At 67.4% G+C, this 26,043-nt stretch carries 22 protein-coding genes; 6 read left to right on the top strand and 16 right to left on the bottom strand.

From position 1 onward, the window contains the following. Window positions 1-5: 5 nt before the first annotated feature. The 9 genes from ACMGFE_RS00285 to ACMGFE_RS00245 all read right to left on the bottom strand — a co-directional run bounded on the left by ACMGFE_RS00285 (window position 6) and on the right by ACMGFE_RS00245 (window position 9,592). Window positions 6-1,160, bottom strand: coding sequence for an ABC transporter ATP-binding protein (locus ACMGFE_RS00285; RefSeq protein ID WP_436922934.1), 1,155 nt, complete (start codon window positions 1,158-1,160; stop codon window positions 6-8). Further along, window positions 1,157-2,215, bottom strand: coding sequence for an ABC transporter ATP-binding protein (locus tag ACMGFE_RS00280; RefSeq protein WP_436922933.1), 1,059 nt, complete (start codon window positions 2,213-2,215; stop codon window positions 1,157-1,159). Before ACMGFE_RS00280 ends, ACMGFE_RS00285 begins: the two co-directional genes overlap by 4 nt. Window positions 2,216-2,221: 6 nt before the next feature. Then, window positions 2,222-3,277: an ABC transporter permease gene (locus ACMGFE_RS00275; RefSeq protein WP_436922932.1), complete on the bottom strand. Its 1,056-nt coding sequence runs from the start codon at window positions 3,275-3,277 to the stop codon at window positions 2,222-2,224. Window positions 3,278-3,283: 6 nt separating this feature from the next. Next, the gene (locus ACMGFE_RS00270; RefSeq protein ID WP_436922931.1) at window positions 3,284-4,222 is read right to left on the bottom strand and encodes an ABC transporter permease; all 939 of its coding nucleotides are present in this window, start codon (window positions 4,220-4,222) and stop codon (window positions 3,284-3,286) included. Window positions 4,223-4,508: 286 nt separating this feature from the next. Beyond that, window positions 4,509-4,781: a hypothetical protein gene (locus ACMGFE_RS00265; protein ID WP_436922930.1), complete on the bottom strand. Its 273-nt coding sequence runs from the start codon at window positions 4,779-4,781 to the stop codon at window positions 4,509-4,511. Between the two features lie 123 nt (window positions 4,782-4,904). Then, a complete protein-coding gene (locus ACMGFE_RS00260; RefSeq protein ID WP_436922929.1) occupies window positions 4,905-5,879 on the bottom strand; it encodes an AAA family ATPase in 975 nt (324 codons plus the stop codon). A gap of 144 nt (window positions 5,880-6,023) precedes the next feature. After that, a complete protein-coding gene (locus tag ACMGFE_RS00255) occupies window positions 6,024-6,551 on the bottom strand; it encodes a DUF7519 family protein (protein ID WP_436922928.1) in 528 nt (175 codons plus the stop codon). Beyond that, window positions 6,548-8,554 carry a DUF58 domain-containing protein gene (locus tag ACMGFE_RS00250; RefSeq protein WP_436922927.1) on the bottom strand — a complete coding sequence of 669 codons (2,007 nt, stop codon included), beginning with the start codon at window positions 8,552-8,554 and terminating at the stop codon, window positions 6,548-6,550. Before ACMGFE_RS00250 ends, ACMGFE_RS00255 begins: the two co-directional genes overlap by 4 nt. 57 nt (window positions 8,555-8,611) lie before the next feature. Continuing rightward, window positions 8,612-9,592: a DUF4129 domain-containing protein gene (locus tag ACMGFE_RS00245; RefSeq protein ID WP_436922926.1), complete on the bottom strand. Its 981-nt coding sequence runs from the start codon at window positions 9,590-9,592 to the stop codon at window positions 8,612-8,614. 367 nt (window positions 9,593-9,959) lie between these two features. Here ACMGFE_RS00245 and ACMGFE_RS00240 point away from each other — a divergent pair, with 367 nt between their 5' ends. Then, on the top strand, window positions 9,960-10,967 hold the full coding sequence (locus tag ACMGFE_RS00240) for a hypothetical protein (protein ID WP_436922925.1): 1,008 nt from the start codon (window positions 9,960-9,962) through the stop codon (window positions 10,965-10,967). Between the two features lie 214 nt (window positions 10,968-11,181). Here the strand turns inward: ACMGFE_RS00240 and ACMGFE_RS00235 are convergent, their stop codons facing one another. Further along, entirely contained in the window at window positions 11,182-13,383 is a 2,202-nt protein-coding gene (locus ACMGFE_RS00235; protein WP_436922924.1) for an ABC transporter substrate-binding protein, read from the bottom strand. An 82-nt stretch (window positions 13,384-13,465) separates the two neighbouring features. Then, window positions 13,466-13,984 carry a hypothetical protein gene (locus ACMGFE_RS00230; protein ID WP_436922923.1) on the bottom strand — a complete coding sequence of 173 codons (519 nt, stop codon included), beginning with the start codon at window positions 13,982-13,984 and terminating at the stop codon, window positions 13,466-13,468. A gap of 251 nt (window positions 13,985-14,235) precedes the next feature. Here ACMGFE_RS00230 and ACMGFE_RS00225 point away from each other — a divergent pair, with 251 nt between their 5' ends. Both ACMGFE_RS00225 and ACMGFE_RS00220 read left to right on the top strand, forming a co-directional pair. Then, on the top strand, window positions 14,236-14,916 hold the full coding sequence (locus ACMGFE_RS00225; protein WP_436922922.1) for a YIP1 family protein: 681 nt from the start codon (window positions 14,236-14,238) through the stop codon (window positions 14,914-14,916). A gap of 236 nt (window positions 14,917-15,152) precedes the next feature. Next, complete coding sequence (locus ACMGFE_RS00220; RefSeq protein ID WP_436922921.1) at window positions 15,153-16,187, top strand: zinc-dependent alcohol dehydrogenase; 1,035 nt, start codon at window positions 15,153-15,155, stop codon at window positions 16,185-16,187. A 718-nt stretch (window positions 16,188-16,905) separates the two neighbouring features. On the opposite strand, the gene ACMGFE_RS00215 is transcribed toward ACMGFE_RS00220, so the two are convergent. Further along, entirely contained in the window at window positions 16,906-17,775 is an 870-nt protein-coding gene (locus ACMGFE_RS00215; protein WP_436925131.1) for an amidohydrolase family protein, read from the bottom strand. A gap of 89 nt (window positions 17,776-17,864) precedes the next feature. Between ACMGFE_RS00215 and ACMGFE_RS00210 the strand changes: the two genes are divergently transcribed. Continuing rightward, window positions 17,865-18,341, top strand: a complete 477-nt coding sequence (locus tag ACMGFE_RS00210) for a cupin domain-containing protein (protein WP_436922920.1) — start codon at window positions 17,865-17,867, stop codon at window positions 18,339-18,341. Between the two features lie 124 nt (window positions 18,342-18,465). Here the strand turns inward: ACMGFE_RS00210 and ACMGFE_RS00205 are convergent, their stop codons facing one another. From ACMGFE_RS00205 to ACMGFE_RS00195, 3 genes are all read right to left on the bottom strand, one after another. Next, window positions 18,466-19,311, bottom strand: a complete 846-nt coding sequence (locus ACMGFE_RS00205; RefSeq protein WP_436922919.1) for a fumarylacetoacetate hydrolase family protein — start codon at window positions 19,309-19,311, stop codon at window positions 18,466-18,468. A gap of 215 nt (window positions 19,312-19,526) precedes the next feature. Next, the gene (locus ACMGFE_RS00200; protein WP_436922918.1) at window positions 19,527-20,288 is read right to left on the bottom strand and encodes an IclR family transcriptional regulator; all 762 of its coding nucleotides are present in this window, start codon (window positions 20,286-20,288) and stop codon (window positions 19,527-19,529) included. A gap of 163 nt (window positions 20,289-20,451) precedes the next feature. Continuing rightward, on the bottom strand, window positions 20,452-21,237 hold the full coding sequence (locus tag ACMGFE_RS00195; RefSeq protein ID WP_436922917.1) for a hydroxypyruvate isomerase family protein: 786 nt from the start codon (window positions 21,235-21,237) through the stop codon (window positions 20,452-20,454). A gap of 163 nt (window positions 21,238-21,400) precedes the next feature. Between ACMGFE_RS00195 and ACMGFE_RS00190 the strand changes: the two genes are divergently transcribed. Further along, the gene (locus tag ACMGFE_RS00190) at window positions 21,401-21,910 is read left to right on the top strand and encodes an LUD domain-containing protein (RefSeq protein ID WP_436922916.1); all 510 of its coding nucleotides are present in this window, start codon (window positions 21,401-21,403) and stop codon (window positions 21,908-21,910) included. A gap of 32 nt (window positions 21,911-21,942) precedes the next feature. Continuing rightward, complete coding sequence (locus ACMGFE_RS00185; protein WP_436925130.1) at window positions 21,943-24,135, top strand: LUD domain-containing protein; 2,193 nt, start codon at window positions 21,943-21,945, stop codon at window positions 24,133-24,135. A gap of 659 nt (window positions 24,136-24,794) precedes the next feature. Here ACMGFE_RS00185 and dgoD read toward each other — a convergent pair. Then, entirely contained in the window at window positions 24,795-25,949 is a 1,155-nt protein-coding gene (gene dgoD / locus ACMGFE_RS00180) for a galactonate dehydratase (RefSeq protein WP_436922915.1), read from the bottom strand. Window positions 25,950-26,043: the final 94 nt, after the last annotated feature.

Here is a 26,043-nt window from a genome sequence, read left to right as displayed (position 1 = left end):
GGTGGCTACAGCGGGATCTCGCGGTCGCCGCCGTGGATCGACTCGCTGTCCCAGTACTCGTGGGTCGGATCCTCGCGGAAACAGGCCGCCCGGTGTTCCCGCTCGTCGCCGCCGATGAGATCGGGGTCGACCTCGGTACAGACCTCGTGGGCCTTCGGACACGTCGTGTGGAACCGACAGCCGCTGGGGATGTTCCGCGGATCCGGCGCTTCGTCGGACATCATCGGCGACTCGTCGGTGATGGTCTTCCGTGCGTCGTCGGGGTCCAGCGGGAGCGACGCCCACTTGAGGATCTGCGTGTAGGGGTGGCTGGGGTCGTTGATGATCTCGTCGGCCGACCCGACCTCGACGATCCGGCCGAGGTACATCACCGCGATGCGGCCGTCGGCCTTGTCGGCGATGTACCGGGCGTTCGTGAGGTTGTGGGAGACGAACAGGTACGAGGTGCCGAACATCTCCTGCAGGTCGAGCAGGAGGTCCATGATCTCGATGCGCAGCGAGACGTCGAGCGCCGAGACCACCTCGTCGGCGAGGATGAGGTCGGGTTCGAGCAACATCGCGCGGATGATGGCGACGCGCTGTTTCTCGCCGCCGCTGAGTTCGTGCGGGTACCGCTCCATGTAGTCCTCTGCGGGCGTGACCCCCGTGGTGTGGAGCATGGTCGAGATGCGCTCCTGGCGGTCGTTGAGGTCCATCTCCGGGTACCACAGTTTCAGTGGCTCGGCCAGTTGCGACCGGATCGTCCGGTAGGGGTTCAGCGCCGCGTCGGAGTCCTGATGGACGATCTGGAGCGCCCGGCGGATGTCCTCGGCGTACACCTCGCCCGCGTGTTCGCCGCGTTCGACGGCGTCGACGTCGTACCCGCGGTACTTGACCGATCCCGAAGTGGGCTCCTGGAGCCCGATGGCGGTCCGGCCGAGCGTCGTCTTCCCCGACCCGGACTCGCCGATCAGGACGACGACGTCCTCCTCGCCGATCTCCAGCGAGACGTCGTCGACCGCGTGGACGGGTTCCTCGCCCATCCCGAGGCGGTCTGTCACGCTGTCGGGAAGCGCCGACGCGAGCAGCGATTCGTCCTGGTACTCCACGGAGACGTTCTCCATGGACAGTACCGGTTCGTCGTTGTCGATCACGTCGTCGTCTGTATCGATCGTGCTCATTCTGAATCATCCTCCGAGAGCGTGACTGGCAGTTCCTTCCGGGCGCGGTCCGGGTAGAAACACGCCACGTCGTGGTCGTCTTCCAGTTCGATCAGGTCCGGGTCCTCGATGGTACAGCGGTCGTCGGCGATCGGGCACCGCGGGCTGTACGAACACCCCGAAGGGATGTTGATCGGGTCCGGGCTCGACCCCTCGATAGTGGTGATGTCGTCGACGTCCATCGCCAGGTTCGGCGTCGACCGCAGCAGCGCCCGCGTGTACGGGTGGGCGCCGTTGTGCATCACGTCCCGGGTCTCGCCGAGTTCGACGAACTCGAAGGCGTACATGACGCCGAGGCGGTCGACGAATCCCGAGACGACCGGGAGGTCGTGACTGATGACGATCAGCGTGATGTCGTACTCCTCCTTGATGGTGTAGAGCAGGCGCAGGATCGACCGCTGCATCAGCAGGTCGAGCGCCGCCGTCGGCTCGTCGAGGATCAGCACCTCGGGTTCGAGGACGAGCCCCAGTGCCACCAGCGCCCGCTGTCGCTGTCCGCCCGAGAGCTCGTGCTGGTACTCGTCGAGGATGGCGTCGGGGTCGAGGTTCAGGTCCCGCATGATATCGCGGGCCCGCTCCATCCCCTCGTCCTTGTCGGCGTTGTGCGCCGAGAGGGTCTCCTCGAAGTGGGTCCGGATCGGCTTGGTGGGGTTGAACGCGCTCATCGCGCCCTGGGAGACCAGCGCGATCTCCTCCCAGCGGAGCCGCTTGGTGTCGCCGCCCTCCAGGTCCGTGACGTCGACCGGGTCGCCCCCCTCGGGGTAGTAGGTGATACTCCCCCGGAGGACGCCCGGGTCCTCGACGGCGTCCATCAGCGTCGAGGCGAACATCGACTTGCCCGACCCGGACTCCCCGACGATCCCGAGGGTCTCCCCGCGGTAGATGTCGAGGTCGATCTCGTTCAGGACACGCGCCTGGCCGCGCCCCATCTCGTACGTGACTGTGGCGCCGCGGACCTCCAGGACGGTGTCGCGGTCTTCCTGCGGTCGTTCCGTCGCGAATTCTGATTCAGACATGTGTGATCACTGCTGGAATCCCATCTGCGAGACACCGCTGTCGTCGATGTCGGTTTCGTCGATCTCCTCTTCCACGTCGCCCCGCTTGCGCGCCTCGTGTCTGGCCCGCACCCGCGGGTTGAAGACCTGGTCGAACGCCTGCGCGAGCAGCGTCAGCCCGAAGGTCAACAGCGCGATGGTCAGGGCCGGCACGAGCAGCCAGTGCGCGTTCTCGAACGAGGCGAGGATGTTCGAGTTCTCGTAGGCGCTGTTGAGGACGACGCCCCAGTTGGCGCTCGTGTACGGCAGCAGGCCCAGGAAGTACAGGCCGACGGACGCGAAGATGACGGAGCGAGCGGTCGACATGAACCGCAGCGTCACCAGCGGTAGCAGGTCCGGGAGGACCTGCTTCATGAGCACGGTCGAGGTCGACTGCCCCATCGTCCGGGAGGCCTCGACGTACTCGACGTTCCGGAGCGGGAGGACCTGCGCCCGGATCCCACGGGCCAGCCCCGCCCACGCCTGGACGGTCAGGATGACCCCGATCAGGTAGGGGTTGCGCGGCTCGATGATGGCCGCGAGGATCAGCAGCAGCGGGAGCCCCGGGATCGACGCCACCACGTCGGTGACCGTCATGAGGATCTTGTCGGTGTTGCCGCCGGTGTACCCGGAGACGAGCCCGACGACGACCCCCAGCGTGTTCCCGAAGATGGCGCCCGCGAGCATCATCTTCAGCATCTTCGGCGTCGCGTGGGCCATCAGCGGCAGGAGGCCGCGCCCGACGCCGTCACTGCCCAGCAGGTACTGCAGGTTCGGTTGCTCGAGCGGACTCAGGAGTCGGTTGATCGGGTCGACCGACGGTTCGGGGATGATGACCACCCCGAGCGTCCCCACGAGCACGTAGAACGTCAGGATGAGCAGTCCGAATCGGCCGCGGTAGTCGCTCCAGAGCACCCGCAGGGGAGCGACGACCCAGCGACTGAACACGACCTCGTAGACGTCCATCGCGGTCGCCTCGTAGTCGGACTGCGATCTGAACGGCGATTCGTCGTCTTTCTCGGCCGGAGGTTCTCCAGTTCCCATTCGTGATCACCCCATGCTCGACTGCTCGGCCCGCGGATCGATCAGCGAGTACGTGAAGTCGGCTATCAGCGTCCCCGCGACGAAGATGGCCGTCGTGAAGATGAGCGACGTCGTCATCAGCGGGAAGTCCCGCTGGACCGTCGCGTCGTACATCAGCTTGCCCATCCCGCGGTAGACGAAGATCTCCTCGAGGATGATCGACCCGCCGATCAGGCCGGCCAGCCCCAGGACGATCCCGGTGTACATCGGGAGGATCGCGTTGCGCGCGAGGTAGCGCGTCGAGATAGTGTACGTCGACAGCCCCCGCAGCTCGGCGTTACGGATGTGTCCCTCGCCGAGGAGCCGGATCGAGTTGGCGCGCAGGCTGAGCGCGTTCCCCCCGAATCCTATCGTTATCCCCGAGAGTATGGGTAACGCCGCGTGATTGAACACCCCCGCGATGAACGGGTAGTTGAACCCGGGCACCGTGTCGGTGTTGAATCGCCCACCCGTCGGGAACCACTCCAGGTTGTAGGAGAACAGGAACAGCAGGAGGATGGCGACGATGTAGTAGGGCACCGAGCTGGCGGCCAGCATCGAAACCGTCAGCCCGACGTCCATCTTCGTCCCCTCGTAGTAGGCCATCAGCGACCCGAGGACGATCCCCGCGACGAGCCCGTAGACCAGTCCCGCCGAGGAGATGAAGATCGTCCACGGCGCCGCCTCCAGGATGAGCTGGACGTTCGACGCGCCGGGATCGACGATCACCGACGTGCCGAAGTTCCCCTGGATCGCGCCCTCCATGTAGGAGATGTACTTCTCCCAGATCGGTCCCGGCGTGTAGTTCATCTGGGTCTGCATGACCTCGTTTATCTCCGCCAGCGTCGGGTTCGGCGGCAGGCCGTATGCGCCCGGGTTCTGCTGGATCTCAGCCCGGAGATACGCAGTCGGGTCCCCGGGCATCATGCGTATGAACACGAACCCCAGAGTAATGATGCTGTACAGTGTGATTACTGCCTGCAGTAATCGATTCCGCAGGTATCCCATTGCTATCGAATGGCACAAGCTACCGGGATAAAAAGGTTTGGTAACCACCCGCAGGACCTGAAACGCGGCATTTCGGCGGTCAGCCGAGAACAGTTCGCGGTTCGGCTCTGGTATCAGCGCGGCGAATCCCCCGGTCGGCCGCGTGAACGATGCGGGACTCGCCGCCCATCCGATCGCGGCTATCAGAACGCGGCGGCCGACGGCATCAGATCGACTCGCCTTCCTCGACGATCCGCTGGCGCTTTCGATACACCATGTAGCCACTGCTGACGGCGACGACCGCACCGAGGACGCCGTACGCGAGGAGTTCGCCCATCGACAGAACCGCCGAGAGCACGAGGACGAGCCCGAGAGCCGCCCCGACGTAGTACGGCGTGTTGCTCCGGACGTCTTTCCCGCAGTTCGGACAGCTCTCGGCGTCGATCGGGAACGTTTCGCGACACCGTCGACAGACTATCTTGTTACCGTCGGCGCTCATACGTTCCTGATTCGACGGCCCGGACTTAAACTTGTACACTCATCGGGGGACGGAACGAGGATCGGTGCGCCGAGTCCGCCCAGTGGGCCGCAGACGCCGGCGGCGAGTTCGGGGAGAACGCGGTTAACGGACAGTCGGGACCGGAACTTCGTCGAGGACTTCCTGGATGACCTCGTCCTTCTCGACGTCGTTGACCTCGGCCTCGGGCGTGAGCACGAGTCGGTGCGAGAGGACCGGCTTTGCGATCTTCTTCACGTCGTCGGGGGTCGCGTAGTCGCGGCCCTCGATGACAGCGCGGGCGCGGGTACACTCGAACAGGCGCTGGGTCCCGCGCGGGGAGACGCCCGTGCGGACGCGGTGGTCTTCGCGGGTCATCCGGCAGATCTCCTTGAGGTAGACGAGCAGGTCCTCGTCGGTCTGGACCGTCTCGACGACGTCCTGCAGGGCCTGGACCTCCTCGGGGCTGTCCATGACCCTGCCGGACTCGGGAGTCGACTGGGTACGGCCGGCCCGCCGGCGCAGGATCTCGAGTTCGCCCTCGTCGTCGGGGTAGCCGAGCGACGTCTTGACGAAGAAACGGTCGACCTGCGCTTCCGGCAACGGGAAGGTCCCCTCCTGCTCGACGGGGTTCTGGGTCGCGATCACGAAGAACGGCTCGGGGAGCTGGCGAGTCTCGCCCTCGATGGTGACCTGCTTCTCCTGCATCGCTTCCAGCAGCGCCGCCTGGGTCTTCGGCGGCGCGCGGTTGATCTCGTCGGCGAGGACGACGTTGCCGAAGATGGGGCCGGGCTGGAACTCGAACTGGTTGTCCCGCTCGTTGTAGATGTTCGTCCCGGAGACGTCGTTCGGCAGGAGGTCCGGCGTGAACTGGATGCGCGAGAAGTCGAGGCCGAAGGCGCTGGAGAAACTCATCGCCGTCAGCGTCTTCCCCGTCCCGGGCACGTCCTCGAGCAGGACGTGGCCCTCCGCGAGGATGGCCAGCAGGACTTCCTCGAGGAAGTCCCGGTCGGCGATGACCGCCGACTGGATCTCCTCGATGATCTGGTCGCAACGCTCGCTGGCCTCCTGGATGGTGAACTCTCCGGTAGACGTACTCATACCAAGCCAATCCCAGCGATCGGACTTATGTTTGTCGGTTCTTGGCACCCCGAGCGACCACGATACGGCCGCTGTCGGTCGGATATCGTGACGGAACCGCGAAAAAGGCGGGCGGACGAGTGGGTGTGGGCGGTCGACCGACGCTCAGGTCCGGATCGCCCAGATCAGGAACACGAGCGCGAGCGAGAGCATCCCGATGGCGGCCATCGGGCGCCCGTCGCTCCCGACGAGGTAGACGCCGTAGCCGACGCCGGTCGCGACCATCGCGACGATCGTCGCGGCGGAGGCGTGGATGATCTCGTTGCGTCGGGTGCGGGAACTCGACCCGATCTGTTCGCCGAGGCTGATGGCGTTCTGGCCGAAGTTCCAGGCCAGGATCGTCGCGGCCGCGCTGACGAGCAGGATCTCCGGCCCGGTGCCGAACAGGCCGGCGATCAGGACCGAGAGGAAGAGGCCGGCCGCGCCCATCGTCACGCGGAGGCGGCTCGACCCCATGAACAGCCCCGACGCGAGGACGGCGATGCCGCCGAAGCCAAGCGGGATCGCGTACAGCGCGAAGGGGGCGCTCGTCACGGCGGCGACCACCGCGGCGACGACGGCCGCGATCGAGCTGAGTCTCGTCGGCGAGTGGTCGACCGTGACGGTCGAGAACTCCTCGGTTTCGGTGCTCATACGGTCCACCTCTGTCGTGCCTCGTCGAGTGCAAGTCCGAGCATGCTGTCGTAGTCCCAGTCGACGACGCGGATGTCCCGCTCGCGGAGCGTCGCGATCCGCATGGTCCGTTCGATGCGGGCCAGCCGCTGGCCCACGGTCCGATTCGCGGTCGGGTTGGGGCTGATGACCGTCACCCGGTGGCCCGACGAGTCGAGGCGACGGGCGACCTCGACCGTGTAGTCGTCGGTCAGCGGCGAGAACAGCACGAGCTGGGACTCCGGCGAGAGCTGGCTCCTGACGTGAGTCATCGGGTCCACGTAGTGGCCCTCGGTCTCGGACTCCTCGGGCGGCGTCGAGGACATGGCCGGGTGGCCGGCGAACATCCGGCGAGCGCGTTCGAGGTGCGCGTCGCCGGCGCTCGGGGCGAGCCAGCAGGGCACCGTGTCGAACGCTGCCAGCCCGACCATGTTGCCCTGGTCGGAGAGCGCGCCGAAGGCCTCGACGGCCGCCTCGACGCTGCGGTCGACGGCGTGGTGTTCGCCCGGTTCCGGCGCGACGTAGGAGGCGTCGCGCGCGTCGAACAGGAAGACGAGCGAGGCCGCCCGCTCCAGGCGGAAGTCGATGGTCGCCAGTTCGCCCGTGCGGGCCTGGCGCTTCCAGTCGATGCGGTTCATCGGGTCGCTCTCGCGGTACTCCCGGACCGCGAAGAACTCAAGACCGGACCCGCCCGTGGAGGTGTTCTCCTGGCCGGAGTACAGCGAGGTCTGCTGGCGGACGGGCATCTCGGCGGTCGTCCGCAGCGAGGGGATACATCGGAGTTCGCCCTCGACGTCGACGACCGCCTCGCGCTCGAGAGCGCCGGAGAAGTCCCGGCCGATCGCCAGCAGCGGCCACTCGTGGGTGCCGCGCTCGGCGACGACCTCGTAGGTGAACGTGGCGGTGTCGCCCGATCCGAGGGCGGTCGCGAGCCGGGGCGTCCCGCTGACCACGCGCATGTTGCCGGGGACGCGGTCGACCAGCCGCAGGTCCGGAACGAACGAGCCGCCGGTGTTCTCGACGGTGACGGTCACCTCGACGACGTCGCCGGGGATCACGTCCGACTCGTCGAAGGCCCGCTCGACGTCCAGGGCCGCCAGTTTCGGGGGCACGGCCGCGCGAGCGTACGCCGAGAAGGCGACGCCGAGGACGGCCACGAGGACGATGGCGGGCGTCGCGGTGATGACGCCCCAGCCGACGGCCACGAGCGCGAAGGCGGTGACCCCGCGCCACTGGCCGGTCTCGATCAGTTCGTTGTAGACGATAGAGTCGGTGATCCGTTCCGCGTTCTCGTCGACGTACTGGTCGCGGTAGCCGGCCTGGGCGCGCGGGCCGTCGTCGCCGTCGCCACCGCGGAGTCCCGAGAGCAGGCCGCCGTCGTCGTCGGCGGTCGTCGGCTCCGGTTCCGTCGCCGCCTCGATGCCCGCGTACTCGGCGATGGCGTCGACGGTCGTGTCGACCCACTGCTCGTAGGGCGTCTCGTCGTCGCCGAGCCATCGGTCGAGACGGGACTGGCTCGGGGGCGAGCCACCGGCGAAAAAGGAGGCCGCCTGGTAGTTGTCGGTCCACTCGCCCTCCTCGAGCTGGTGGACCGCCTGCGCGCGCGTGCAGTTCTCGCGCTGGCGGATGGCCGCCACCGCGGCCTCGGCCAGGCGGCTCTGTATCTGGTCGCGGTACTCGGAGGTCCCCTGGCGGAGGTGGGTCAGCCGGTAGAGCGTCAGGTCCAGGTCCGACCCGGGGGCGGGGAACGACCGCGGGAGTTCCACGTCCGGGACCGCCGTCTGGTCGACGCCGCCCTTGTAGGCCGTCCGGACCGCCCACAGTCCCAGCAGGAAGGCGACGAGCCCGGCGAGCGCCGCGACTGCGAACGTCGAGGGGAGCATGTCCGCGAACGGGTCGACGAGCACGTACGTGGCCGCGCCGAGGACGAACACGACCGCCCCGACGGCGGCCAGCGCCAACCGGATGAGGTCGTCTACGTCCATCGGCACCACCCCGGGTTCGCCGCGTCGGTCCTCGCGCCGTGCGCCGTCGTGTTACTGTCACTCATCGTTCTGGCCCTCCCACTGGTCGCCGCCGGTCTGGTCGTCGCCGCTGTACGCCGATTCGATGCTCCGGAGGATGTCGAGCGCCTGGTCCTCGCGGTCCGCGGCGTCGCGACCGCCGTAGCGGACCTCGTTGAACAGTCGCGTGAGTTCCGAGACGTCGTCCTCCGCCATGCCCAGCGAGATGGCCGTGTCCGCGAACTCGCCGGGGGTGTACATCTCCGGTTCGTCGACGTCGAGCAGGTCGGTCATCTCGACCCACGCGCGGTAGACCGCGTTGTCGACGTCGGCGTTGTGCTCCTCGATGCGGTCGGCCGCGCGGCCGGCCGCCGCGGCGAACTGGTCGAGGTCGGGGCCGTCGTCGACCGTCTCGTCCTCGACGACGACGATCTCCTCCTCGCCCATCGAGCGGTAGAGCGCCCCCACCGCGCCGACGAGGACGAGACCGACCAGGAGCCCGATCGCCCAGGACGGAACGTTCGTCAGCGGCGAGACGGGCGCGGTGTCACCGCCGGGGATGGGGTTGCTGCCGCCGCCTGACCCGGTGGTGGGCCCCGTGGTCGCGCAGTTGGTTCCGAGGAAGTACACCAGCGCCACCGGCGGGAGGAGCGCCCAGCTGGTCAGCAGCGCCGCGGAGAAGTTGAACCGGTAGTAGACCAGCCCGATCACGCCCAGGAATCCCGCCGCGACGAGGAGCGTCCCGAGGATGGAGTCGAGGAACTGGATACACGCCGAGATCTCGAGGACGTTACGCTCCGGGGTGTCCGCGGGATTGCCGCCTTCGAACTCCCCCGGCCCGCCGGGGTTCTCCTGTCCGGGCTGTTCGCTCTCGCCGGGTCGTTCGACGATCCCGCCGTCCCCGTCCCCACCGATGGTCTGGGCGGTGTCGACTGTCGCCGCGATCATCCCGATCCCGACGATACACAGTATCGCGACGACCAGCGGCGTCGCGACGTCTCGACTGACACTCTGGCTCATGCGACGCCGCCAACCCCGTGACCGAGCGTATCGAGTCGAACGCCGGTGCCGTCCGATCCGATGATTGTGCTGTCGATAACGCGTCTCATACTACAGTGAAAGAGCGGTCTACTGTTTAAGTTTTTTCCGATGGACGGGACCAGTCCACCGAGAGACGGTGAAGCGCCGTCCCGAATGAGCGCGCCTGAGCCGCGGTTCGCGTCCGGATCGGCGCCCCATTCGCCGTCACCCGCGGTCCCACGGAGCGCCGTCGGTCGCGGTCAGACAGGGCAGCGTCGGCGATCGCGGTCGTCGCGGGCGATTTATACGCGTTCGCCCGCTCTGGTTCGGCAATGAGACGCGCTCGTTCGACGGAGGAGCCGGGACGATGACGGTCGGCGGCCCCGCGGAGGCACCGGGCTTCCGGCACGTCCCCCGCGAGGGGATCGACCGCTATCGCCTCGTCGACCCGCCACGGAGCGTCGGTCCCCGACGGGTCGCCCCCGTCAGCACGGACCGATCAGTCTGGCTGTACGCCGGCGAGGGGACGCCGACCCTGGGCGTCCTCGACGTGGAGACGGGCGCCTTCCGGCCCGCGATGGAGACGACGCCCGGGGGGCCGACGCCGTGGGTCGACGTCGAATCGGAGACGGCGTACGTCCTCGACGGTCACGCCGTCACCGCCCACGACACGGAGCGGCCGGCGGACCCGCGGTCGGTCGGTCGGTTCGACACGGCGGTGGTTCCGGGGACCCCCGTCGCGGGCCTGACTCGCTCGGCCGACGGCGAGCAGTTGGGTGCGGTGTTCGCGACCGACGACGAGTCGCGACTGGCGGCCCTGTCCGTCGAGGAGGGGACGACGGCGGTCTGGCACACCCGCGACCGGCGCTACGACACGCTCCGGTTCAGCCCCTCTGACGCGTCGCTAACGCTCCTAGCACGGGGCGCGGCCGACGGCGTCGGCGGGGAGGCGTGGCTGGCGCGCGAGGGACTGGGCGCCCGGCCGCTCGCGAAGTTGCTGCCCGACCACCACGGCGACCTCCGGTGGAACGAGGGCGGGACGGGCCTCTGGTTCGTCGAGCCGGGGCGGGGCGCGGGACTGCTGCACCTCGAAGCGGGGCGCCGGGAGCGCGTCTGGGGGACGCCCGTGCGAGCGGCGGACGCGACCCGAGACGGCGACCTGCTAGCGGGGACTGTCCCCGACAGCGAGTCCGTCCGGGTCGCGGTCTACGACAGGCGAGGCGACCGCGAGCAAGTCGTCTCGGACCCGATCCCGGGGAACAACGCGTGGACGCCGCGGCCGCAGTTCGTCTGCGGTGACCGGTGGCTCCTGTACACGGCGACGGTCGCCGGCGACCCGCGGGTGACGCTGGTGCCGGTCGACGCGCTCCGGTGAACGGGTCGTCGCGGCGAGGATCGGACTGTCGGGGATTCGTGACGATGCGAGAAGAGAGCGAGTGCCGAGCGATTCGGCAGTACGGTCGATCGAGCCGAACGATATCCAGGGTCGAGTCGCGCCGAACGAGAACCGGGCCGGCGCGAGACGCCGGCCGGGGACGGGAATCGACTGCCGGACGTAGTGGGAGGGGCGTGACCGGGGGTTCGGGCCGTCAGTTACCCGACGTGGCCTGGACCTTGCCCTGCTGGATCAGCTGGAAGAGCGGCAGGTTCATCTGCCACTCCGACTCGTCTTCCGGCACGCTCCAGTTGGCGGTGTCCTGGAACGCCATCTCGAAGCTCTGCACGAACGGCGCGATCGGCAGCTGGTAGTTGAAGACCCAGCAGAGGCGCTGCTGGTACTTGGCGCGAGTCTCCTCGTCGAGGTTCTGCCCGAGCTGGGTGTCGTAGAACCAGACCGGGTACTCCTGCAGTTCGCCGTCGGGCTCGCCGACCGGCGGCGCCTTGAGGGTGAACTCCTTCTGCTGTTCGGGCGTCGCGCCCTCGAGGTTCATCGTCCAGTCGTACTCGACGTTGTCGACGTTGTCGTAACTGTTGGCGAACTCCTCGACGAACTCGTCGCTCCAGAGACTCCCGAAGCGGTGGCGCCGGTCGCTCTGCTGGACCATGCGGAACCACGCGCCGGCGTGGCTCGCGAACGGCCACTCGTACATCGTGAGCTCGAAGTCGCCGTCGCCCTGTCGCTGGTCGGCGACCGTCGAGTCGACCTTCTGGAGACTGACGTTGACGCCGAACTCGTTGAGGAAGGCGATGACCGTCGACTCGACCTGTACTGACGAGCCGCCAGTCAGCAGCGTCAGCTCGAAGGGGTCGCCGTCGGGGGTGATCCAGGTCCCACCCTCCTTGGAGAAGCCGGCTTCCTCCATGAGGGCCGACCCCCGGTCCATGTTCCTATTGTAGCGGGTGAACGAGTCGGTCAGGCCCGCATCTTCGACGTAGCTCCGCTGGACCGGGTCGAGCAGCCCAGCCGGGTACGGGACCTTCTCGTTGGCGTAGCGGTTGCGGATCTGGGCGATCTGCTTCTTGTTGATCGCGAAGTTGAACGCCTGCCGGACGAGCGGGTCGCCGAGGTACTCGTTGGCCTGGGCGTTCATCGAGAGCCCGTACTGACCGCCGCCGGTGTGGTTGACCCGGCGGAACTCCTCGGGCAGGTTGTCGACCGTGCTGGGGTTGGGTTTCAGCACGCGGCCGTTGACCCCGTCGAGGATGCTGTTCTGCAGCGCCTGCGTCTGGGACTGCGTGTTCGGGATGATGTTGACCTGCACCGTGTCCCAGTTGATCTTGTCCGAGAGGAAGTACTCGGGGTTCTTCTTGAGGATGACCTGGTCCTCCCGGACCTCCTGGAGCACGAACGGCCCGGAACACGGGATGTTCTCTGGGGCCTGGATATCGCTCTCGCTGCGCTGGCGGAGCCTGTCCGTTTCGCGCTGGATGAGTTCCGTCCGGTAGGTCGGGTTCCCGGTGTTGGCCGTCCCCTCGGGCTGACCCCACTCGAGTTCCTTCACCTCGTCGTGGATCGGCTTCATGTCCTGTGCCATGGTGGCGAGGGACTCGCCTATCGACTGATTGTTGGGGTGCGAGAGGTTCAGCGCGTTGATCTGCGCGTCCTCACTGAAGATGTCGAACCAGCCGGGTTCGCTGCGAACCGTCAGCGTGCCGGCGTCGTCGTCGAACTCGATGCTGGTGATCGCGCTGAACGCGCTGAGCGGCTCGCCGTCGGGGTTCTGCTCTTTGATCTCGTCGGGCGAGAGTCCGTTCCAGCGCGCCAGCCGGAGGGAGTAGCCCCAGTCGGACGGCTTGACGGGCGTGCCGTTGATGCCGTTGGGGTCGTCGGGGTTCGCGACGGCCCACGCCGAGTCGTCGCGGAACTGGACCTTGATCTCCGTGTCGTCGACTACCTCCCAGTCCGTGACGATGTGCGGGATCCGTTCCGCGGTCTCCTGGTGCATGACCGTCTTCTTCGCGTACATGAACGGGTACACGAAGCGCGGCATCTGGGTCCGGTGGTAGTACTTGTTGAACCGTAGCCGGTCGCTACTGAGTTCGCCCTCGAACGTGACGTACCTGCGGTCCGGGAAGTGCTCCAGGTCGCCGCTGGAGGTCCCGTCACCTTCACCGTCGCTGCCGTCACTCCCGTCGCTGCCGTCACCTCCACCGTCGCTGCCGTCACTCCCGTCGCTGCCGTCGCTTCCGTCGCTGCCGTCACCGCCGTCAGCGTTGGTTCCACCGTCGCCGTCGTCGCCGCCACACCCGGCGAGACCGGCCGTGCCGGCCGCACCTAACGCGGCCAACAGTTTCCGTCTGTACTGGTTAACGTCCGTGTCCGACCTTCGATTCTCGTTACCGCGTGTCATAAGACGGTCGCACAAACGGAATACCGGTATTTAACCTTTTTGGACCTCATCAAAAATCGGGCAGAATTCGGGCCAGATCGCGTCACTCCGGGACGGACTCGGCGCGTTCGGCGGCCGCGCGGAGGGCATCGGGGCGCGGATCCATCGTCACGTCGGCGAAGAACGTCAGCTCGTCGCCGTCGCGGTCGCCCTCCACGACGAAATACGTCCGGTCGTCCTCGTCGTCGACGTACGCCGTCACGACGTCCTCGAACGGGACCTCGAACAACGAGTCCGAGAGGCGGCCGCCGACGACGAACAGGAACCGTGAGTCGGTGACGACCACGGCGAGTTCGCGCGTCGGCGTCTCGCGGGCCAGCGAATCGCCGTCGTCGACCATGAGCGTCCCCCCTCGGAAGAGGTACTCCGGCTGCTCGCCATCGTCGACGTACGCGACCAGCGGGTACCGGGTGCGGTCGCCCGGGGTGGACAGCGCAGTCGCGGTAACCGCCGGGTCTGCGGCGGCGTCGGCCAGTCGCGCCGCGCGCTCCTCGTCGACGTCCGGACCGGCGTCGGTAGCGAATACGGCGGCCAATCGGTCGAGCAGGTTGCGCAGTCCCATCGGGCGCACCTATCCGAGCGACGGTATTCATACTGTCGGCTGCGTTCGGACGGGGACGGCTGCGTGGACGAGTCGGTCTCACTCTCCGGAGACGAGCCGGCCCACCACTCCATGGTCTCGCGGGCGCGCGACCGATCTATCAACCACGACGTCGAGGCAGTCCCGGTGGCGTCCGGCCGTGGCCGCAGAGCGCCGTCCGAGCTCTCCGGCGTACCACCAACATTGATTAGCGTTGCCAGTCACGCTCACATATGATTCGTCGAATCGCGACGTTGCCAGACGGGATAATCCGGCAGCGGACGCCGAAACGCGGGCTCACACTGGAGACGATCGTCGTCCTGCTGTGCGGCCTGGCCGGCAGTGCCGGGTTCGCGTACGTGATGATCGAGGCGCTCAACGTGGTCGAAACCGACAATTCGATGTTCCAGGTCCAGTTGGCCGGGCGGGTTCTCCGGCCGGTCGTGTTGACCGTGGTCGCGTGGCTCCTCTACTCTGTGGGCGCGCACGTCATCGCGAGTTCCAGCGGCGGGCGCGGCCCGATCAGCCGCCTGATGCGTGGCGCGGCGTGGGCGATGATCCCCATCGGGATCTGGAACCTCCTGCGCTCGCTCGTCGTCGCGTACCTCTTCTTCGACGTCGACATCCCGGCCGACCCGGAGGGACTGAGCGCCGCCGAGCAGGCCGCTTCGGTGTTCGCCGGCACGGCCGCCGGAGGCGAGGACGTCTACGCGGGCCTGACCGACCCGCTGTACGCCGTCGTCCTGCTGGTCGGGATCGCCTTCGCCGTCTGGAGCGGCCACCTGCTCTCGATCGCCGTCGCCGAGTCGAAGAGCCTGGAGATCGACACCGCTCGCCGAGCGGCCGCGGTCCCGGCCGGACTGTTCGCGCTGTACCTCCTGGTGACTACCCTCGGACAAGCGGGTATTCTGTAACGCACTTCCCGGGCCCCGTCCGGAGCCACCGGCGGGGAGTTCGACTTCGACGCGGCCGGTGCAGCCGTGGCGGACGGGCTCGTGGACGCAGTCCTCGTGTCCAGCGTGTGGTATCAGTCGGTCCGACCGTCTCTCGGTCCGGGGATCGCCCGGCCCGACCGAGAGGGCACCCGGTATTTTTATGGTCCGGGAAAGTCCACTCACAGTAGCGCGGTTCGAGAAGGAGTCATTAGCGTATGAAACAGATAGTTCAAACGGGCGCTGCGTCCGTCGAAGTCCAGGAAGGAGAGCGGCCGTCACCCGGGCCGGGGGAAGTCCTCGTTCGGGTTCACACGGCAGGTATCTGCGGGAGCGACGCCCACGCCTACGAATACGAGGGCGGGTACGACTGGATCGCCATGCCGCGGATCATGGGCCACGAGTACTCGGGCACGGTCGAAGCCGTCGGCGATGCGGTGACGAGCTTCGAGCCGGGTGATCGCGTCGTCGAAGAGCCGATCCACCACTGCGGGGAGTGTTTCCAGTGTCGCAACGGCGAGGAGAACATCTGCCAGAACTTCTCGATCACCGGGATGCACCGCGACGGCGCCTACGCGGAGTATACGGTGGTCGATCCGGAGTTTCTCCACGCGGTCCCCGACGACGTTTCGCTGGCCGACGCGGCGATCACCGAACCGCTGAGTATCGCCACGCGAGCCGTCTTGACCCGCTCGTCGATCAACCCCGGCGACGACGTCCTCGTCGAAGGCCCCGGCCCGATCGGCGTGTTCACCGCCGCGGTCGCGGACTCGCTGGGCGCGAACGTCCTCGTCTCCGGCCTCGACCAGGACGCGACCGCACGGCTCCCCCTGGTCGAATCGCTGGGCATCGACACGATCAACATCTCCGAGGAAGATCTAGCGACGCACGCTACCGTTCGGACGGACGACGTGGGCTTCGACGCGGTGTTCGACGCCAGCGGCCACTTCACAGGCGTCGAGACGGGCGTCGAGGTCGTCCGCAAAGGCGGCGAGGTCGTCGTCGTCGGGATTCCCCGCGAACCGAGCGAGATACTGCTGACACCCGTCGTCCGCGGTGAAATCGACGTCGTCACCTCCTACGGCTCGGACTGGACCAACTTCGAACAGGCGCTGCGGCTCATGGAAAACGGCGAGATCGACGCCGAAGCCGTCGTCGACGACTCGTTCTCTACCGCCGACCCCACCGCCGCCTTCGAATCGTTCCTCAACTCCGAAGTCGTCAAACCCGTCTTCACCTTCGCCGACTCCTGAGACGGGCAGCCGGTCCAGCACCGTCACGGACGCAGCCAGAACGCTCCGGGTTTCCTTTCGGTAGACGACAGTCGTCGTCGGTGAGCTCGTCGCCGCCGTCGTTCTCCGCCGTTCGTGGTCGCGATCCATCTCTGACGATTCCCCGTTTTCTTCTCGCCCGGCGCGTCCCGGCTCGAATAGCGTCCTGACCGCGTGTCGTGCGGGAATCGCACGACGGACGGCGCCTCGGTCAGTGCGGATTTTGTACGGTAATACCGGAATATCTCATTTTGTCCGATCTTCGGCGGCCCGTTCTACGGGGTCTCAGCGGTCTACAAGCCGGAGAATCGAACGATGCTGTGTGAGCTAGTAGCACGTGCCCTCCGGTAATACCGGACAGTGGTGGCGGTGATGGGACCGAACCCGCACCCGGAAGCCAGGTTCGGGGACGCCCCCCACGCCAGCACATGTGTCACGCCACCGTACATTCGTCACGTGAGTGATTTCTATTACGGTATTATGTCTGTAATCCACTCCCGCTCCCGACCGGGATCTCGTCGGCCGCTGGCGGCCGATTGGGAACGACAGTCCTGACCGCCACGTGGGGGATCCGGCAGTGCCCGCCGATCGATCCGGATATTGTCCGGCATTACCGGAATATAACTCGGGCGCACGAACACCGGCGCGTCGAATGGACCTGCCAGTAGCGACGGCGCGACGAAGGGTCGAAGAACGGGCGTTACAGGCCCAGGTGGCGCCGGAACGCTCGGTCGGTGATCCACCGCCGGTCGCCGGTTGAGAGGCCGTCCACCGCGTCGAGCCACGAGAGCGTCTGTCCGTAGGCGGCCTCGTCGGAGACGTTCGGGAAGTCGGAGCCCCAGACGACGCGCTCGCGGCCGAACTCGTCGAGTAGCCACCGCACGTGGTCGTGCATGTCGGCGTAGGGGTGGGCTTCGGCGGACTGGTGGACGATCTCGGAGACTTTGACGCCGACAGAGTCGTACTCGGCGAGCGCGGAGAACGTCTCGTAGACCCCCTCACCGAGGGGTTCGTCGGGTTCGGCGTACGCGAAGTGGTCGAAGAGGTACGTCAGGTCGGGGTAGCGCTCGACGAGTTCGAGCGCCTGGTCGAGCTGCTCGCCGCGGACGAGGATCTGGACGAGGGCGTCCGTCTCCGCTGCGGCCTCCCAGAACTCCGTCTCCTCGACCGCTTCGCGGAGCCAGGTCACCGACCGGTCGAACGTCTCCCACATGCGGTCGTAGGGACAGAGCCCGCCCAGCCGGAACCCCAGCACGCCGTCGACGGCCATCGCCTCACGGAGGTCGTCGGCCGCGCCGTCGGCGAACTGGTCGAGCATCACGACGCCGTACAGTCGGTCGTGCTCGCGCGCCGCCTCGACCGTGTACCAGTTGTCCGTCCACTCGCAGATGGGATAGCCCACGACGACGGCCTCGTCGACGCCGACGGCGTCCATCTCCGCGAGCAGCGCCTCGTTCCGGAACACCGGGTCGACCGAGAACGAACTCACCGACTCTTCGACGAGCGGCCCGTTGATCCACGGATGCGCCTCGCTCGGCGGGCCCCACGTGTGCGTGTGCGAATCGAGCACCATACCCGCCGGTGGATCCGCACCGGTAGTAAAAGTTCGCACCCGATCGACCCCGAACAACTACAAACGCTCGTACTGTGTACGCCTATATGGAGAAAGTAGCGATCGAAGACGTCCCGAACGAACGGAATCCCCTGCAGGTGCACGACGTGCGAAAGCCCGTGTCCCGGGAACTCGGGACCGAGCACTTCGCCGCGAACTACTTCGAACTCGCCCCCGGCGACTCCTTCTCGGGGGGCCTCCACCGTCACCACGACCAGGAGGAGGTGTTCTACGTCGAACGAGGGGAGACCACGTTCGAAGTAGGTCTCGACCGCGAGGAAGTCGCGGTGGCCGCCGGCGAGCTGATCCGGTTCGAACCCGGCGAGTTCCAGACCGGCTACAACGACGGCGACGACCGCGCCGTCGGCTGGGCGTTCGGGGCGCCCGGCGCCGGCCACGACTGGGACGCGCTCGAATCGCGCGCCTACTGCCCGGACTGTGACACCGAACGGACCCACGGCGTCGCCCTCGCCGGCAGTCGATTCGAACTGACCTGCGTCGAGTGTGGGAACGTCCAGGGCTGAGGGGGCGGCCCATCCTCGGAAGGGAGACGGCGGGAGGCGGGAACGGAAAAGAAGGCGAGAGCGGAGAGAGAAAGACAGCGACCGGAGCTGTGACCGGTCGGCCGTCACCGCGGAGACGGGCGCCTCACTCGGCGACGACGTGGTTCTCGAGCGTGCCGATGCCCTCGATCTCGGCCTCGCAGACGTCGCCGGGTTCGAGCAGGTCGACGGGCTCGCGGAAGATGCCGACGCCGCCCGGCGTCCCGGTGGAGACGACGTCACCGGGCCGCAGCGTCATGTTCTGGCTGATGTACGAGACCGCTTCCTGGATGTCGAAGATGAACTGCTCGGTGTTGGAATCCTGCTTCGTCTCGCCGTTGACGCGCAGGGACACGTCGACGTTGTTCGGGTCGTACGCATCGCCGGCGACCAGCGACGGCCCCATCGGCGAGAAGGTGTCGAGGCTCTTCCCGCGGAAGAACTGGCCGTCGTCGAACTGCGAGCGTCGACCGCTCACGTCGTTGAGGACCGTGTAGCCGGCCACGTGGTCGTCGACCTCGTCCTCGTCGACGTCCTTGGCCTGCCGGCCGATCACGACCGCGAGTTCGACCTCGTAGTCGACCTGTTCGTCGCCGCCGGGGTGGACGATCGGGTCGCCCGGGTTCGTCACCGTCGTCGGGGCCTTCGAGAACAAAAGCGGCGTCTCGGGGATCTCCTCGTCCTGTTCCTCGGCGTGGTCGCGGTAGTTCAGCCCAACGCAGACGATCTTGCCGGGGACCGGGACCGGCGCGAGCAGCGACACGTCGTCGACAGAGTGCTGGGAGAGCGCACCGCCCTCGACGCGTCGGCGCACCTCGTCGAGATAGCTCTCGTTGGTCAGTTCCTCGTAAGTCGGTTCGCCCGTGGGCTGGCCGTCCAGCGAGTGGATCGCGTCGCCGTCACGGACGCCCCAGGTAGCGCTACCGCCGTCTGTGTACCGAACGAATCGCATCACAGAAAAAAGGGGTCCATCAGGTCTTAAATCTTTAGAAGGGCGACGCGGCGGGTAGGCGTTCGGTCGGACGACGGACCGTCCGGGCACGACGAACGACCGAGACCGCCGGTGGCGACGCGGGCCGGCCAGTCGCGACGGCGGCCGGCCCGACGGGAGTGTCCGTCTCGGGCAGTGCGAGGGGTCGTGGCGCGGCGCGAGTGCCGAGTTCCGCGCTACGCGTGGGTCATGTTGACTTCGATGACGTTGGCGATGCGCAGCACCTGCCGCGGGATCTCCTCCTCGAAGCGCTCGCCCTGCATCCGGTTTTTCGGACCGGAGACGGAGATTGCGCCCAGCACTTCGTCGTCGTCGAGCAGCGGCGCGGCGATGCAGATCATCCCGCGGACGCGCTCTTCCCTGTCGATGGCGTAGCCCCGCTCGCGGATCTCCTCGAACTGCTCGAAGAGCACGTCCTCGTCGGTGACGGTCCGGTCGGTGATGGCCGGCATGCCGTGGCGGTCGAGGATGTCGCGGACTCGCTCCTCGTCCATGTGGGCCATCATCGCCTTCCCGAGCGCGGTGGTCTGGAGGTGGACGCGGTAGCCGTTGTAGGTGTCCAGCTTGACCGCGTTCTCCCCCTCGGTCTTGTAGAGGAAGACGCCGCGGCCGTGTTCCTCGACCATGAGGTTGGAGTGCTCGCCCGTCTGCTCGGCGAGCTTCTGGAGTTCGGGCTTGGCCACCTCGAACACCTTCATGCGCTGGCGCGCGTACCCGCCGAACTCCAGGAACCGGGTCCCAGTCTTGTACGTCCCGTCCTCGTTCACGACCAGCTCCAGTTCCTCCAGCGTCCGGAGGTGGTCGTGCACTGTACTCCGCGGGAGGTCGAGCTCGTCCGCCACTTCCGTCACGCCCGCCCCGTCGAGTGCCCGGAGCACCTCGACGACGTCGAAACTCACCCGCGTCGCCTTCACCGGAACGTCGATCTCGGTTTGCATTTCGGTCGCCTCTACACGATACTGGGGACTCGAACGTTATAAATCTGTACGGTATTACCGGAACCCCCCGTCGGCTGTTCGAGACTCGGGTTTCGACCGCTGACGCGGCGGTTCCAGCCGCGGTCGGCGGTCCGCGCCCGTCGACCCGGCCGAGCCCCGCCGGTCAAGCGAGCTCGAGCGTCGACCGGACCGCCTCGTCCATCGACGTGCCATCGCTGGTGGCGAAAAACTCCATGCCGACGTAGCCGTCGTACCCGGCGTCGTCGAGCGCGGCCAGGAGTCTGCCGTAGGCGATCTCGCCCGTGCCGGGTTCGAGTCGCCCGGGGTTGTCGGCGACGTGGACGTGGCCGACCTGGTCGACGTTCTCGGTGAGATTGCGGATCACGTCGCCCTCCGTGATCTGCTGGTGGTACACGTCGAACAGGACCTGGACACGGTCGCTCCCGATCGCGCGTGTGATGTCGAACGCGTCCCGGGAGGATTCGAGGAAGTAGCCGGGATGGTCGACGACGGTGTTGAGCGGTTCGATGACGACGGTGACGCCGGCCTCCTCGGCCGTGGGCGCCGCGGCCGAGAGGACGCGTTCGAGCGCGCGACGCTGCGTGTCGCGGTCGAAGCCTCCCTGGTCGGGGCCGACCGTGACGATGAGTGTCTCGGCGCCGATGTCCGCCGCCGCCACCAGCGACCGCTCGATGTCGGCCACTGCCGTCTCGTGGTCGTAGGGATTGACCGCCGCGGGCGCGTCGCGGTCGTCGATGTTCGACCCCGCGCCGGCCGCGAGGATGCCCGCGACGTCGATCCCGTTGCTCTCGCACGCCGACTCGACGGCCTCCAGGTCGGCGCCTTCCCAGTCGAAGAACTCGACGGCACCGACGCCGAGGTCGGCGGCGCGCTCGATCCCGTCGGGGACCGACTCGCCGACGATGCCGGCGTTGACGTCGAAGGTCACCACGGCGCCGTCACCGTCCCCCGGGTCGCGGGCTCTGTACGCGGTTCGCGTCGGTCTGTCGCTGTCGTCATGTCCCGGTCCAGTCGCCGTCGGGTCTTGAAACTACCCCTCGGCGCGGCGGGGACCCGCAAAGCACAAGACCGGCGAGTCCGACGTTCGTCCCATGACTTCCGGGAGTACGGACGGCCTCAGTCAGGACCTCGAAGCGGTGGGTGTGCGGACCCACCGCGTCCGGCCGGCGGCGTTCGCCGAGACCATCGCCGACATCGTCGCCGGACCGGCCGTCGGCGTCGAGTTGACCGATCTCCCCGTCTCGTTAGCGGGGACGCCCGTGACCGTCGATCCCACGCCCGCAGAACTGGACGACGCGAGCGTCGGCGTCACGCCCGCGTCGCTGTGCATCGCGGACTACGGATCGCTCGTCCTCCCGGGCACGGCCGACGGCGCGGAACTGGTCAGCCTCTTCGTCGAGGACCACGTCGCCGTGCTTCGCGAGGACGACGTCGTCGGGGACATGGAGACAGCCTTCGAGGCGTTCGACGCGGACCCCGAGACGGCGCGGGGGAGTCGGATACTCGCCACGGGGCCGAGCGCGACCGCCGACATGGGGGCGCTCGTCGAGGGTGCCCACGGGCCGAAGACGGTGACCGCGGTCGTCCTGGAGGGGGAGTGACCGTGGCGAAGAAAGACGACTACCGGCGGCTCATGGACACCGAGGGCGCGGCGGTCCGCGCCAACACGACCGCGTTCAACGACGGCCGCTACGAGTCGGTCGCGCGACTGGACGACTACGAGGAACTCAAAGACCAGGCGCGGGCGATCAAGGAAGACGCCATCGAGCAACTCCCCGAACTCGTCGAGCAACTCCGCGAGACCGTCGAGGACAACGGTGGAACTGTCTACGTCGCCGACGACGCCGCGGACGCGAACGAGTACATCAGGGAAGTCGTCGCCGACGAGGACGCAGAGCGCGTCGTCAAGAGCAAGTCGATGACGACGGAGGAACTGGAGGTCAACGAGGCGCTGGAGGCCGACGGCGTCGACGTTGTCGAGACCGACCTCGGCGAGTGGGTCCTCCAGGTCGCGGACGAGGCCCCGAGCCACATCGTCGCGCCGGCCATCCACAAGTCCCGTGAGGGCATCGCCGACCTGATCAACGAGCGCTTCGATCCCGATCCGCCGCTGGAGACGGCCGAAGAACTCACGCAGTTCGCCCGCGGCCACCTCGGCGAGCTGATCGAGGACGCCGACGTGGGCATGACGGGCGCGAACTTCATCGCGGCCGAGTCGGGGACGATGGCGCTCGTGACGAGCGAGGGCAACGCCCGCAAGTCCGTCGCGGCGACGGACACGCACGTCGCCGTCGCCGGCGTCGAGAAGGTCGTTCCGTCGGTGAGCGACTTCGCTCCCTTCGTCGAACTCATCGGCCGCTCGGGCACCGGTCAGGACATCACCTCGTACATCTCCCTGTTCACGCCCCCGGTCGACACGCCCACCGTCGACTTCGACGACGACGAGACGCCCCTGTCGGAACTCGACGCCGACCGCGACTTCCACCTCGTGCTTGTCGACAACGGCCGCCTCGCCATGCGCGACGACGACCAGCTCCGCGAGACGCTCTACTGCATCCGCTGTTCGGCCTGTTCGAACAGCTGTGCCAACTTCCAGAGCGTCGGCGGCCACGCCTTCGGCGGCGAGACGTACTCCGGCGGCATCGCCACGGGCTGGGAAGCGGGAATCGAGGGCGAGGACGTCGCCGCGGAGTTCAACGACCTGTGCACCGGTTGTACGCGCTGCGTGAACGCCTGTCCGGTCGGCATCGACATCCCGTGGATCAACACGGTCGTCCGCGACCGGATCAACCGCGGCGACGACGAGGACGCCTTCGACTCGCTCGTCGACGGATTGACGCCCGACGCGGAAGACGACGGGAGCCCGCCGCTGGGCAAGCGCTTCTTCGGGAACTTCGAGACGGTGGCGAAGCTCGGGAGCGTCACTGCGCCGGTGTCGAACTGGCTGGCCGACGCGGGGCCGAGCCGGTGGCTGATGGAGCGGACGCTCGGCGTCGACCGCCGCCGCGACCTCCCGACCTTCCGCCGGGAGACGTTCCGCGACTGGGCCGAAAAGCGGACGAGCGGGATCAGCGCTTCCTCCAGTGAGGGCCGGAAGGCCGTCGTCTACCCCGACCTCTACACGAACCACGTCCTCACCGAACGCGGGAAGGCGGCCGTCCGCGTCCTGGAGGCGCTCGGCTGTGCGGTGACCGTCCCCGACGTGCGCGCCAGCGGGCGCGCGCCCTTCTCGCAAGGCATGGTCCGTACCGCGACCGACCACGCCGAGGACGTGGTCGAGACACTCTCGGCGTACGTCGCCGACGGCTACGACGTAGTCGTCGTCGAACCGAGCGACCTCGCGATGATCGACCGCGAGTACGAGAAGCTCCTGTCCGAGGACGACGACGCGCTGGAGACCGTCTCGGCGAACAGCTACGAGGTCCTGGAGTACGTCTACGGGCTCCTGACTCAGGAGGGCGCGGACGGGGACCGCCTGACGGGCCCGGCGGACGGCGGTCCGGGCGTGGTCTACCACAGCCACTGCCAGCAGCGGACGCTCGGCCTCGAATCGCACACTGCCGCCGTCCTCGAACGCCTGGGCTACGACGTGACGACTACCGACGTGGAGTGTTGCGGGATGGCCGGGAGCTTCGGGTACAAGTCCGACTACTACGAGATCAGCATGGACGTCGGGGAACAGCTCGGCGACCAGCTCCGGGCGCCCGGGAACGACGACCGGATCCCCGTCGCCAGCGGGACCTCCTGTCTCGAACAGATCGACGCGCTCCTCGCACGCGAACCGACGCACCCGATCGAACTCCTCGACCCGCGGCGCGACCGGTAACCTCGAATTCGCACCGGCGATCAGAGGAACAAGTGGGTACCGATACACAGGATGTTTACATTGATGGTATTTTTATAAATCACCTATCACCCACCACGACGCGGATCCGGTCGACCGTCAGTTGTAACAGCCGTCGATAGCCCCCAAGAACCGACTGAGTGGCCAAATCGCAGCGATCCTGGACGCGATTAAACGGTCCAGACGGAGACCGTGCCCTCGACTTCCGTGTTCATTCTCAGACAGCGGAGTTATTCTCGGAATGGCACTAATGGACGGCTCAGGGCCGCAATTTCGCTGCTTCCACCTGTCGGCGTTCCAGACTTCGACGGCCACGATCAAGTGCGAGGCGGCCATCGGCATATATCAACAGAATACTTACCCTACAGCGATTTAGTCAGATATCAGTAATAGCGGTATCGACAGTGACCGGCGGCTCGCGGAGGCGCCGCTCTCGTTACTCGGGCGGACCCTAATATTTGAGGGCGTACGGACTTCCGTCTTCGGGCCCTCTCCTAACGTGGCTCGTCCCACACGGGCCCCATCTTGCCACGGCACCGCCCCGCCCGACCCACTCTGTCACTGTCACCGGTTTCCGATCGGGGCGGCCAGCCTGCTTTCAGGCAGTTCTGTCGGCTCCCACTCCGACGGCGGAGTTCCCGCTACCATTCGGCGACGCCACCGTCGTCGTGGCGCCAGACCGGGTTGTGCCAGTCGACGTCTGCTTCGGCCGCTTCGCGCACGTAGTCCTCGTCGATCTCGATCCCGAGGCCCGGCCCGTCGGGAACGGCGACGGCGCCGTCCTCGTACTCGAACACGCCGGGGTCGTCGAGGTACGCCAGTTCGTCGGTCCCCTCGTTGTAGTGGATGCCCAGGCTCTGCTCCTGGATGAGCGCGTTCGGCGCGTTGGCGTCGACCTGGAAACACGACGCGAGGGCGATGGGACCGAGCGGGCAGTGGGGCGCCAGCGCCACGTCGTAGGCCTCGGCCATCGCGGCGATCTTCGAGACCTCGGTGATGCCGCCGGCGTGCGAGAGGTCGGGCTGGATCACGTCGACCGTGCCTTGCTCGAACACCTCCTTGAAGTCCCAGCGGGAGTACATCCGCTCGCCGGTGGCGATCGGCGTGGTGGTGTGGTTCGCGACGTGCGGGAGCGCGTCGTTGTTCTCCGGGAGGACCGGTTCCTCGACGAACATCGGCTGGTAGGGTTCCACGGCCTCGGCGACGCGCTTGGCCATCGACTTGGCGACGCGGCCGTGGAAGTCCAGCCCGATGTCGACCTCGTCGCCGACGCGCTCGCGGACCGTCCTGACGCGGTCGACGGCCGCCTCGACGGCCGCGGGGTTGTCGACGCGGCGCAGTTCGGGCGTGGCGTTCATCTTCAGCGCCGTGAGTCCCTCCTCGACGCGTTCCTCGGCGGCGTCGCCCACGTCGGCCGGCCGGTCGCCGCCGATCCACTGGTAGACGCGGACGCGCTCGCGGGCTTTCCCGCCCAGCAGTTCGTAGATCGGTGCGCCGAAGTGTTTGCCCTTGATGTCCCACAGTGCCTGGTCGATGCCGGCGATGGCGCTCATCAGGACGGGGCCGCCGCGGTAGAAGCCGCCGCGGTACATCGCCTGCCAGTGGTCCTCGATGTCCGCCGGGTCCTCGCCGAGGAGGTAAGTGTCCATGAGCTCCTCCACGGCGGTCTCGACGGTCTTCGAGCGACCCTCGACGACGGGTTCGCCCCAGCCGACGAGCCCGTCGCTCGTCTCGACCTTCAGGAAGAGCCAGCGTGGCGGTACCTCGAACAGTTCGTAGTCGGTGATCGTCGTCACGGTAATTCTGTTCCGAACGTGCGATTCGACCCCGGTTAAGCGTTCTGTCCGGCGAGCAGCGACCGTAGAAAGCCAGGGCTGTCGAGAACGGACC

Source organism: Halosimplex amylolyticum (genome assembly GCF_051414035.1).
Lineage (GTDB): Archaea > Halobacteriota > Halobacteria > Halobacteriales > Haloarculaceae > Halosimplex > Halosimplex amylolyticum.
The sequence above is the reverse complement of the archived record's forward strand: the minus strand, read 5'-3'. Positions and strand labels throughout refer to the sequence as shown.

What these genes read in the sequence shown, in the direction of transcription:
- ACMGFE_RS00285 (WP_436922934.1), bottom strand. Translation starts at nt 1,160, where the DNA reads ATGAGCACGATCGATACAGACGACGACGTGATCGACAACGACGAACCG.
- ACMGFE_RS00280 (WP_436922933.1), bottom strand. Translation starts at nt 2,215, where the DNA reads ATGTCTGAATCAGAATTCGCGACGGAACGACCGCAGGAAGACCGCGAC.
- ACMGFE_RS00275 (WP_436922932.1), bottom strand. Translation starts at nt 3,277, where the DNA reads ATGGGAACTGGAGAACCTCCGGCCGAGAAAGACGACGAATCGCCGTTC.
- ACMGFE_RS00270 (WP_436922931.1), bottom strand. Translation starts at nt 4,222, where the DNA reads ATGATGCCCGGGGACCCGACTGCGTATCTCCGGGCTGAGATCCAGCAG.
- ACMGFE_RS00265 (WP_436922930.1), bottom strand. Translation starts at nt 4,781, where the DNA reads ATGAGCGCCGACGGTAACAAGATAGTCTGTCGACGGTGTCGCGAAACG.
- ACMGFE_RS00260 (WP_436922929.1), bottom strand. Translation starts at nt 5,879, where the DNA reads ATGAGTACGTCTACCGGAGAGTTCACCATCCAGGAGGCCAGCGAGCGT.
- ACMGFE_RS00255 (WP_436922928.1), bottom strand. Translation starts at nt 6,551, where the DNA reads ATGAGCACCGAAACCGAGGAGTTCTCGACCGTCACGGTCGACCACTCG.
- ACMGFE_RS00250 (WP_436922927.1), bottom strand. Translation starts at nt 8,554, where the DNA reads ATGGACGTAGACGACCTCATCCGGTTGGCGCTGGCCGCCGTCGGGGCG.
- ACMGFE_RS00245 (WP_436922926.1), bottom strand. Translation starts at nt 9,592, where the DNA reads ATGAGCCAGAGTGTCAGTCGAGACGTCGCGACGCCGCTGGTCGTCGCG.
- ACMGFE_RS00240 (WP_436922925.1), top strand. Translation starts at nt 9,960, where the DNA reads ATGACGGTCGGCGGCCCCGCGGAGGCACCGGGCTTCCGGCACGTCCCC.
- ACMGFE_RS00235 (WP_436922924.1), bottom strand. Translation starts at nt 13,383, where the DNA reads ATGACACGCGGTAACGAGAATCGAAGGTCGGACACGGACGTTAACCAG.
- ACMGFE_RS00230 (WP_436922923.1), bottom strand. Translation starts at nt 13,984, where the DNA reads ATGGGACTGCGCAACCTGCTCGACCGATTGGCCGCCGTATTCGCTACC.
- ACMGFE_RS00225 (WP_436922922.1), top strand. Translation starts at nt 14,236, where the DNA reads ATGATTCGTCGAATCGCGACGTTGCCAGACGGGATAATCCGGCAGCGG.
- ACMGFE_RS00220 (WP_436922921.1), top strand. Translation starts at nt 15,153, where the DNA reads ATGAAACAGATAGTTCAAACGGGCGCTGCGTCCGTCGAAGTCCAGGAA.
- ACMGFE_RS00210 (WP_436922920.1), top strand. Translation starts at nt 17,865, where the DNA reads ATGGAGAAAGTAGCGATCGAAGACGTCCCGAACGAACGGAATCCCCTG.
- ACMGFE_RS00205 (WP_436922919.1), bottom strand. Translation starts at nt 19,311, where the DNA reads ATGCGATTCGTTCGGTACACAGACGGCGGTAGCGCTACCTGGGGCGTC.
- ACMGFE_RS00200 (WP_436922918.1), bottom strand. Translation starts at nt 20,288, where the DNA reads ATGCAAACCGAGATCGACGTTCCGGTGAAGGCGACGCGGGTGAGTTTC.
- ACMGFE_RS00190 (WP_436922916.1), top strand. Translation starts at nt 21,401, where the DNA reads ATGACTTCCGGGAGTACGGACGGCCTCAGTCAGGACCTCGAAGCGGTG.
- ACMGFE_RS00185 (WP_436925130.1), top strand. Translation starts at nt 21,943, where the DNA reads ATGGACACCGAGGGCGCGGCGGTCCGCGCCAACACGACCGCGTTCAAC.